At 35.7% G+C, this 9,450-nt stretch carries 9 protein-coding genes; 6 read left to right on the top strand and 3 right to left on the bottom strand.

Annotated features, from left to right (window positions below; translation table 11 throughout):
* Positions 1 to 67 precede the first annotated feature (67 nt).
* The 4 genes from F6K40_RS19430 to F6K40_RS19445 all read left to right on the top strand — a co-directional run bounded on the left by F6K40_RS19430 (position 68) and on the right by F6K40_RS19445 (position 6,744).
* Entirely contained in the window at positions 68 to 301 is a 234-nt protein-coding gene (locus tag F6K40_RS19430) for a hypothetical protein (protein ID WP_293138749.1), read from the top strand.
* A gap of 778 nt (positions 302 to 1,079) precedes the next feature.
* Positions 1,080 to 2,150 carry an amino acid ABC transporter substrate-binding protein gene (locus F6K40_RS19435; protein ID WP_293138750.1) on the top strand — a complete coding sequence of 357 codons (1,071 nt, stop codon included), beginning with the start codon at positions 1,080 to 1,082 and terminating at the stop codon, positions 2,148 to 2,150.
* Positions 2,151 to 3,384: 1,234 nt separating this feature from the next.
* Positions 3,385 to 4,551 carry an amino acid ABC transporter permease gene (locus F6K40_RS19440; protein WP_293138751.1) on the top strand — a complete coding sequence of 389 codons (1,167 nt, stop codon included), beginning with the start codon at positions 3,385 to 3,387 and terminating at the stop codon, positions 4,549 to 4,551.
* Between the two features lie 981 nt (positions 4,552 to 5,532).
* Positions 5,533 to 6,744: an amino acid ABC transporter permease gene (locus F6K40_RS19445; protein ID WP_293138752.1), complete on the top strand. Its 1,212-nt coding sequence runs from the start codon at positions 5,533 to 5,535 to the stop codon at positions 6,742 to 6,744.
* Positions 6,745 to 6,969: 225 nt separating this feature from the next.
* On the opposite strand, the gene F6K40_RS19450 is transcribed toward F6K40_RS19445, so the two are convergent.
* The gene (locus tag F6K40_RS19450) at positions 6,970 to 7,155 is read right to left on the bottom strand and encodes a hypothetical protein (protein ID WP_293138753.1); all 186 of its coding nucleotides are present in this window, start codon (positions 7,153 to 7,155) and stop codon (positions 6,970 to 6,972) included.
* Positions 7,156 to 7,286: 131 nt separating this feature from the next.
* Complete coding sequence (locus tag F6K40_RS19455) at positions 7,287 to 7,547, bottom strand: hypothetical protein (RefSeq protein WP_293138754.1); 261 nt, start codon at positions 7,545 to 7,547, stop codon at positions 7,287 to 7,289.
* A gap of 44 nt (positions 7,548 to 7,591) precedes the next feature.
* On the opposite strand from F6K40_RS19455, the gene F6K40_RS19460 reads away from it, so the two are divergent.
* Positions 7,592 to 7,813, top strand: a complete 222-nt coding sequence (locus F6K40_RS19460; protein WP_293138755.1) for a hypothetical protein — start codon at positions 7,592 to 7,594, stop codon at positions 7,811 to 7,813.
* A gap of 258 nt (positions 7,814 to 8,071) precedes the next feature.
* Here F6K40_RS19460 and F6K40_RS19465 read toward each other — a convergent pair whose 3' ends face one another.
* Positions 8,072 to 8,203, bottom strand: coding sequence for a hypothetical protein (locus F6K40_RS19465; protein WP_293138756.1), 132 nt, complete (start codon positions 8,201 to 8,203; stop codon positions 8,072 to 8,074).
* A 300-nt stretch (positions 8,204 to 8,503) separates the two neighbouring features.
* Here F6K40_RS19465 and F6K40_RS19470 point away from each other — a divergent pair, with 300 nt between their 5' ends.
* A complete protein-coding gene (locus tag F6K40_RS19470; RefSeq protein ID WP_293138757.1) occupies positions 8,504 to 9,283 on the top strand; it encodes an amino acid ABC transporter ATP-binding protein in 780 nt (259 codons plus the stop codon).
* Positions 9,284 to 9,450 lie beyond the last annotated feature (167 nt).

The raw sequence follows: 9,450 nt of genomic DNA on the forward strand, positions 1-9,450 counted from the left end.
GATAACTGATAACTGAAATAATTAATCCCCATTACAAACAGGCATATTAAATTTATATGGAGGTGCTATGACTCCCACAATGTTACGTCAGCTTTGGTCTATAGTAGAAAACTCCCAAGCTACAACATTAGTATCACTTGATGATGCTACCTTAGTTCAGTTGCTAATCAAACAGTTGCAAACAAGAATTGGCCTAAATTGTAGAGAGGCAGATTTAATGAACGAATATATTTTCTCTCGGTTATCCTTAATTCGGGATTTAGCTGAGGAACGTTTGGGTGCTGAACCTTCGCCACTATAGCGCTACGTACAAGTTAAAAGTTAAAAGTTACAAATCAGGAATCAGGAGGTAAGAATTTATTTGATTTTTTCTCTTGGTAAAACTGTTCCAGGATTGATTAAAAATAGTTTGATAACTATATAATTGTCGTTTTTTGTGCCCAAGGAATATTTGGATTTTTACTAAAAAGTAAGGTCTAAACTCTCCCCTTTTCAGGGGATAAAAAAATATTTGGTTCATTATTTCAATCCCAATGGTTCACTTAGAGGTACTGATAACTGATAACTGAAATGACCCTCTATGTTGGTAGCAAATTTACTAATACTTTTGTAATCATTTTAGTGTAACTATCTAGGCATAAATTGGGTATAAAAGTAATCCCACAAGAGAGTTTTTGATTCGCAAATACTTCGGAAATTTGATTTATCAATGTCAAACACAGCATCGGCGTAGTTTTATTGTATAGTGTTCATTCTGATGTTGAAAGTCAAAAGTTCATAGTAGACGAGAGCTTTAGACTAATTATTATAGATAAATTGATAAATTAGTTAACTACTATTTTGCTGTGCTGGACTTTAAGTCAAAAACAAAAAACTTAGAAAATAGTTGATTTAATTTTTAGAAGCGATCGCTAAGTCTGACACCCAAAATCTTATGGAAGTATCATATATTCATAACTACAGTTATGGAAGGAAATAGGATTTGGTAGTTTTAAGGACCACAGAAAGTTAATATATTTTCAGATTATGGTAGCTTTGAGTAGGTCATTTTTTTCAAAACAAAAAAATCATAATCAATTATGAAAAAATGGGGATCTATTTTAATAGCAGCTATGTTGATGGTACTGCCACTAACAGCTTGCGAAGGTGATGGCACATCAGACCAAACGGGAGGTGGCCAAGAAAGTCAGCAAGGGACGAGTCGTTTAGATATTGTCAAAAACCGCGGTAAATTAATCTGCGGTGTAGAAGGTGGTATTCCTGGATTCAGTTTTGTAGACCAGAATGGTAAATACTCAGGAATAGATATAGATATTTGCAAGGCAGTAGCTGCAGCTCTATTTAACGATCCAAATGCTATAGCATATCGTAACTTAGATTCAACGGAGCGTTTTACTGCTCTTAACGGTGGGGAAGTAGATATGCTTTCTCGAAATACAACATGGACTATTAGTCGAGATACTACTGTAGGTTTAGAGTTTGCCCCTACTACTTTTTATGATGGACAGGGAATGATGGTTCGTGCTGATAGTGGGATTAAATCTTTAGAGGAGTTGCAAGGTAAATCAGTTTGTGTAGAAGCAGGTACAACTACAGAATTAAATTTAACAGATAATCTCCGCCAAAGAAATGTAGAAGCTGAGACACTAACATTTCAACAAGCAGATCCAGCTTATGCTGCTTATGCAGAGGAACGCTGTGATGGGATGACTTCTGATAAATCTCAATTATTAAGTCGCCGTAGTACCCTACCAAGTCCAAATGCTCATGTCATTCTGGATGTTACTATGTCTAAGGAACCTTTAGGTCCAGTGACAATAAATAATGATTCGGCTTGGTTTGATGTGGTGAAATGGGTAACTTATGCTTTGATAGAAGCTGAAGAGTTAGGTATTACTCAAGCAAATGTGGATGACCTGAAGCAAAATTCTGATGATCCTACAATCAAACGCTTCTTAGGAGTAGAGGGAGACCTGGGTGAAGGTTTGGGTTTGAGTAATGATTTTGCATATCGTGTGATTAAGCAAGTTGGTAATTATGGGGAAGTCTATAATCGTAACTTAGGAGAAAATTCTCAATTTAAGTTACCACGTGGTCTGAATGATTTATGGACAAATGGTGGGTTGCTTTATTCTCCTCCTTTCCGTTAACAAGAAAATCACAACAGTAAAGATTTGGGAATTAATCTACAGTAACTTTCCCAAATCTCTATGAATTGAGAATTGAGAATTGAGAATTTAAAATTTAGAAGTTGTTTTTGTAGTGGCGATTTGGAACAACACTCCAAAAATATTTCATCAATCAAGATGGGTTTTGAGAATTTAGAAGTTGTTTTTGTAGGAGCGATTTGGAACAACACTCCAAAAACATTTCATCAATCAAGAATCAAGATGGGGTTTGAGAATTGAGAATTCAGAATTGAGAATTCAGAATTGAGAATTTAGAAGTTGTTTTTGTAGTGGGGATTTGGAACAACACTCCAAAAACATTTATCAATCAAGAATCAAGATGGGGTTTGAGAATTGAGAATTGAGAATTGAGAAGTTGTTTTTGTAGTGGCGATTTGGAACAACACTCCAAAAACATTTCATCAATCAAGAATCAAGATGGGGTTTGAGAATTGAGAATTGAGAATTGAGAAGTTGTTTTTGTAGGAGTGATTTGGAACAACACTCCAAAAACATTTCATCAATCAAGAATCAAGATGGGGTTTGAGAATTGAGAATTGAGAATTGAGAAGTTGTTTTTGTAGGAGCGATTTGGAACAACACTCCAAAAACATTTCATCAATCAAGAATCAAGATGGGGTTTTATAGTAATTTCAAATAAGAATGAAACACTTTTTTAGCTGAAACTTTCACAGCAAGAAAACCTTGTCTCAATCTCAACTGAAATGACTATAGACTCAATTATTTTGATAAAGTAGATGGAAATGAAAATTTATTGACAGGAAATTGAATAGAAATTATGCAGAAGTAAGTATATTTGCTCTTGACAACTCTACTATTTTCTACATACTTGACAATCTGTGAAAATACCCCTTCTAAAACAAATAAATGGGTTGGATATTAAACCTCTTGCTAAAGTTTTAATTAAATGAATTTAAGAGATGAAATAAACAATTTTATCCTTTTATTTTTTATTCCGATATTCCCTATTCCCTGACTTCTGCAAGAAGTCTATTTTCATTAATGGATAATGGATAATTACCTCTCCCTAAAAGAGAAAGGATTGACTAAAAGGAAAATATTTGGTTTATTATTTCAATCCCAATGGTTTAATAGGAGGTACTGATAATTGATGTAGTGACACTTCGCGTTTGCGGAGCATTCCGGAACGGAAAGTGTCACTACTAACTGATAACTGAAATGACTCCCTAAAATTATGATTGACGAGAAAAATCAAAAAATTCCTCTATGGCGAGATGAGAGATTTTGGCGTATTGCTTTACAAGTTCTTGCCATATTAATTTTTGTTGTGGTTGTAGCTATAATGATTAGCAACCTCAGCCGTAATTTAGCACAACAAGGTACAAAGTTTGGCTTTAGTTTCATAGATAATGAAGCAGGATTTAGTATTAGTGAAAGTTTGATTCCTTACAAACCAAATGACCCGTATACTCAAGTATTATTGGCAGGTTTAGTTAATTCTCTGCGAGTAATGATTTTAGGAATTTTCTTCACAACAATAGTCGGAATATTGGCAGGTATTGCTAGTTTTTCTGAGAATTGGTTACTGCGGAATTTGAATCGAATTTATGTGGAAGTTGTCAGAAATACTCCCCTATTATTACAGTTATTTTTCTGGTATTTTGCTGTTTTTTTCAGTTTGCCTAGACCTCAAGAAAAATTAGAATTACCAGGACCAATATTTATGAGTAAACGAGGTATAGCTATTCCTTGGCCGGAAAATACTTTGAATGTTTGGTTATGGTTAATAGTTTTAGTTGTAGGAGCGATCGCTGCTATATTTATTTGGCAATGGCGGAATAAATTAATGGCAGAAAAAGCAGCATCTGGTCAACCACAAATTATTGTATTAATTAGTATGGGAATTATTGCAGTATTTATTATTATATTTGGATTGGCTTGGCAAGCACCTATAGCAACAGAAACAGGAGGTACAAAAGGGGGATTGAATTTAACATTAGAACTTTCAGCTTTACTGGTAGGATTAGTATTTTATACAGGTGCTTTTATTGCTGAAATTGTTCGTTCTGGGATTCAAGCAGTGCCGAAAGGGCAATGGGAAGCAGCCAAGTCTTTAGGATTAAAATCTGGTTTAGTCATGCAATTGGTGATTTTTCCCCAAGCATTAAGAGTTATGATTCCGTCATTAAATAGTCAATATATGAACTTAGCAAAAAATTCTAGTTTAGCAATAGCTATTGGTTATCCAGATTTATATGCTGTGGCTAATACTACTTATAATCAAGCAGGTCGTCCAATAGAAGTATTTATCATTTTAATGGTGGTTTATCTTTCCATAAATTTGATAATTTCAGTATCTATGAATTTTTTAAATAAAAGTGTTCAATTAACAGAAAGATAATATCAGTAGGAGTCAGGAGTCAGGAGTCAGGAGTCAGAATAAATAGTTTAAATATCATTTAGGAGTCAGGAGTCAGGAGTCAGGAATCTGGAGTCAGAATAAATAGTTTAAATATCATTTATTGACTTTAATTTCTCCTTTTTATACCAATTTGATAAATGTTTGCTACAAATACTGGAACTGTTTCTAGTAGTCAATAGTCAGTAGTCAGTAGTCAGTAGAAAGAGCTGTTATTATCATTTTTGACTCTGAAAGAATTCAATTCTCCCAAATATAAATCTGATTTTCACCATTTTGTTGACCAAAGTATTCGTAACATTCTTTTTTGATGCTTGGTATTACTGGTTATTTTTAATATCATGTCCGTTGGTATTGTTTGTGTAAAAGTTAGGAAAATATCTACTAAGTTTTTTCCTTCTCTTACCGAAAAATTAAGGTATAAAACCTCTCCATTCATGGAGAAAAAGCGGTCATTAACGTTTGCGATAGCATTCCGTAACGAAAGTTTCCCGTAGGATGGGATGGATAGGTTACCGGCGCCATATCTAATCTTCCTTTGAAAAGAAAAAAATTCCTTTTAACCGAATCCTTCTATCACAGAAGAGGTAATTATTAATTGTTAATTGTTAATTGTTAATTATTAATTATTAATTATTAATTATTAATTATTAATTAGGGTTTGCTGAAAAAGTCTTGTGCTAGGGGCAGGAGTCAGGAGTTAGGAGGAATGGGGAATTTAGAGGAGGTAGGAGTAAGAATTGTTCCTCATTTTTTCTGTCTTTGTCTGCCCAAAATACGCTCATTTTTGAACCTAAAAGACCATTAAGCTTGGATTTTTTCAATACCTAAAAAGGCTGAAAGTTTTACCTGAAAAGGATTTGATATTTAATCAGCACACCCTAATTATTGAACGTTCTTTCCTTTTTCCTTAGCTGACTTTTGAATGCTTGCTAATAAGTTTTATCTATTGCCTATAAAATTATGAAAACAATTAATACAAATAAATCTTCTGCTCCACCATTTCCAGAAACTAATTCTATAGAATGGCTGAGAAAAAATTTTTTTAGTACCTGGTATAACACCTTATTAACCATTATCTTATTCAGCATCATTTTCTGGGCAATAACTAACTTTATTTCCTGGGCAACAACAGAAGCAGAGTGGCAGGTTATCAAAGTTAATTTGCCATTATTAATGGTGGGTAGATATCCTAGAGACCAATATTGGCGTGTCTGGTTAATAGTCGGCATAATTTCTAGTTTTTCTGGTTTTTCTTGGGGAGTTATTGCTAGAAACTCAGCTACATTATTTACATTGCCAGTATTGATTTTTCTTGCTATTTTGCCTGCTATTCTCTTACTAATTCCTGTGGCTATACCATTTAAACTATTATTGATAGGAATGGTTATTTTAGTTATTGCTACTGCCTGGATAGGAAAAAAATTAGGGAGAAAAAATAGTAATTTAGGTAAATATTTATCTTTTTCTTGGTTTCTTGCTTTTCTATTAATTGTCTGGTTAATCGGAGGCGGATTAGGTTTAAAATCTGTATCTACAAATGATTGGGGTGGTTTAATGCTAACTATATTAACTTCTTTAGTTAGCATTTTTTTATCTTTTCCTTTGGGAGTTTTATTGGCTTTAGGCAGACAAAGTACATTGCCAGTAATCAAAATATTTTCTATTGGTTATATTGAAATTATTAGGGGATTGCCTCTAATTTCAATTCTATTTATGGGGCAAATTATGATTCCTCTATTTCTGCCGGATGGAATACGACCTGACAGAATTTTACGGGCAATTTTAGGGTTAACTTTATTTAGTTCTGCTTATTTAGCAGAGAATGTTAGGGGCGGTTTACAATCTGTACCTAGGGGTCAAATTGAAGCGGCAAAAGCATTAGGTTTAAATACTCCATTGAGTGTAGGATTGATTGTTTTACCTCAAGCTTTAAAGGTGGCTATTCCATCAATTGTCGGTCAATTTATTAGTCTATTTCAGGATACAACTTTATTATCAATTGTGGGATTGGTAGAGTTGTTGGGTATTAGTCGTTCGGTTTTAGCTCAACCCCAATTTTTAGGAGATTATGCTGAAGTTTATTTATTTGATGGTTTACTTTTTTGGATTATTTGTTATGCTATGTCGGTCGGTAGTCGGCAGTTGGAGAAAAAGTTAAATACTTCTTATTAATTGTAAAATTTAGCTATCTTCTTTATTTTATTAAGCACTCCAACTCTGGGTGTGGTGAGAAATTTTGCCGACTATTGCGTATGGGGAAATCGTCACAACATTTTCTGAAGTACCCCGACTCTGGGTGTGGTGAAAAATTTTTCTGACTATTTATTACGGATGGGGAAATAGTCACGACATTTTCTGAAGCACTCCGACTCTGGGTGTGGTGAAAAATTTTGCCGACTATTTATTACGGATGGGGAAATAGTCACGACATTTTCTGAAGCACTCCGACTCTGGGTGTGGTGAAAAATTTTGCCGACTATTTATTACGGATGGGGAAATAGTCACGACATTTTCTGAAGCACCCAGAGTCTGGGTGTGGTGAAAAATTTTCCGACTATTTATTAAGGATGGAGAAATAGTCACGACATTTTCTGAAGCATCCCCGACTCTGATTGTGGTGAGAAATTTTGCCGACTATTTATTAAGGATGGAGAAATAGTCACGACATTTTCTGAAGCATCCCCGACTCTGATTGTGGTGAGAAATTTTGCCGACTATTTATTAAGGATGGAGAAATAGTCACAACATTTCCTGAAGCACCCAGATTCTGAGTGTGGTGAGAATTTTTGCCGACTATTTATTAAGGATGGAGAAATAGTCACAACATTTCCTGAAGCACCCAGATTCTGAGTGTGGTGAGAATTTTTGCCGACTATTGCGTATGGGGAAATCGTCACGACATTTTCGGAAGCACTCCGACTCTGGGTGTGGTGAAAAATTTTCCGACTATTTATTACGGATGGGGAAATCGCCACAACATTTTCTGAAGCATCCCCGACTCTGAGTGTGGTGAAAAATTTTGCCGACTATTTATTGCGGATGGAGAAATCGCCACAACATTTTCGGAAGCACTCCGACTCTGGGTGTGGTGAGAAATTTTTCTGACTATTTATTACGGATGGAGAAATCGTCACGACATTTTCGGAAGCACTCCGACTCTGAGTGTGGTGAAAAATTTTCCGACTATTTATTAAGGATGGGGAAATCGCCACAACATTTTCTGAAGCACCCACGACTCTGAGTGTGGTGAAAAATTTTCCGACTATTTATTACGGATGGGGAAATCGCCACAACATTTTCTGAAGCACCTACGACTCTGAGTGTGGTGAAAAATTTTCCGACTATTTATTGGGGATGGGGAAATCGCCACAACATTTTCTGAAGCACTCCCGACTCTGAGTGTGGTGAAAAATTTTCCGACTATTTATTACGGATGGGGAAATAACCACAACATTTTCGGAAGCACTCCCGACTCTGAGTGTGGTGAGAAATTTTCCGACTATTTATTGCGGATGGAGAAATAACCACGACATTTTCTGAAGCACTCCCAACTCTGAGTGTGGTGAGAAATTTTCCGACTATTTATTGCGGATGGAGAAATCGCCACGACATTTTCTGAAGCACTACTCAAAGTTAGAGAGTAGAGTCAATTTTATTTCACGTTGAGAAAAATTCTATTCTTTAAAATTTCCTACATCTTGCTAGAATTAGTTAACCTAACAGAGCTTGCGCATGAGGTAGAAAAAATTAGGATTTGAGATTGCTATCCTGACGGACTGTCGCGCAAAACTTGTCAGTCGTATCGGACGAAAATACCTTGCAGATCCGTAAGTCCTACCTAAGATATGTACATTAACAGCACTTTTAAGAATGCTGGGATAGAGTTTAATACTAATCTCTATTCTCTATTTCTTATTTCCTAAAGATCAAAATGACACAAGCAGAAACACAAAAAACTGAAACACCAATAGATGCCAATATAGGAATTATTGCCACAGATGTCCAGAAATGGTATAGCAATAATTTTCATGTTCTCCGTGGAGTAAGTCTCACCGTAAAACGTGGAGAAGTGGTAGTAATTATGGGACCAAGTGGTTCTGGTAAATCGACTTTTATCCGTACTTTTAATGCTCTAGAGGAATTTCAGAAAGGTACTATTATTGTTGATGGTATTAATTTATCCCACGATTTGAAAAATATTGAGGCGATTCGACGGGAGGTGGGAATGGTATTTCAGCAGTTTAATTTGTTCCCTCACTTAACAGTTTTGCAAAATGTGACTTTAGCTCCCATCTGGGTGCGTCGATGGCCAAAAGTTAAGGCGGAGGAAGTGGCAATGCAACTTTTGGAAAGGGTGGGTATTTTGGAACAGGCGAAAAAATTCCCTGGTCAACTTTCGGGGGGTCAGCAACAAAGGGTGGCGATCGCTCGTGCTTTAGCGATGCAGCCAAAAATTATGTTATTTGATGAACCGACTTCAGCATTAGATCCGGAGATGGTGCGGGAAGTTTTGGATGTTATGCGCGGTTTGGCAGAAGATTCGGGAATCACGATGGTAGTGGTGACTCACGAGGTAGGGTTTGCACGGGAGGTGGCAGATAGGATTGTGTTGATGGCAGATGGGTTGTTGGTAGAGGAGGCGACTCCAGAGGAATTTTTCCGAAATCCGAAACAGGAACGTACCCGTAAGTTTTTGTCACAGATACTGTAGGAGTGAAAATTCAAAATTCAAAATTCAAAATTCAAAAGGTTGGATAATTTTAGAGGTTTGAAACCTTAAGTGAATTAATAACTGATAGAGGAATTTTTCCGAAACCCGAAAGAAGAGGGGACCTGCAAGTTTTTGTCGCAGGTAGTGTAAATTCAAAGTTCAAAATT

The organism is Okeania sp. SIO3I5, from assembly GCF_010672085.1.
In the GTDB taxonomy this organism is placed as follows: Bacteria; Cyanobacteriota; Cyanobacteriia; order Cyanobacteriales; family Microcoleaceae; genus Trichodesmium.

Excerpts from the sequence above, each read along its gene's own strand:
- F6K40_RS19440 (WP_293138751.1), top strand. The coding sequence starts at position 3,385 with ATGATTGACGAGAAAAATCAAAAAATTCCTCTATGGCGAGATGAGAGA.
- F6K40_RS19470 (WP_293138757.1), top strand. The coding sequence starts at position 8,504 with ATGACACAAGCAGAAACACAAAAAACTGAAACACCAATAGATGCCAAT.
- F6K40_RS19445 (WP_293138752.1), top strand. The coding sequence starts at position 5,533 with ATGAAAACAATTAATACAAATAAATCTTCTGCTCCACCATTTCCAGAA.
- F6K40_RS19435 (WP_293138750.1), top strand. The coding sequence starts at position 1,080 with ATGAAAAAATGGGGATCTATTTTAATAGCAGCTATGTTGATGGTACTG.
- F6K40_RS19430 (WP_293138749.1), top strand. The coding sequence starts at position 68 with ATGACTCCCACAATGTTACGTCAGCTTTGGTCTATAGTAGAAAACTCC.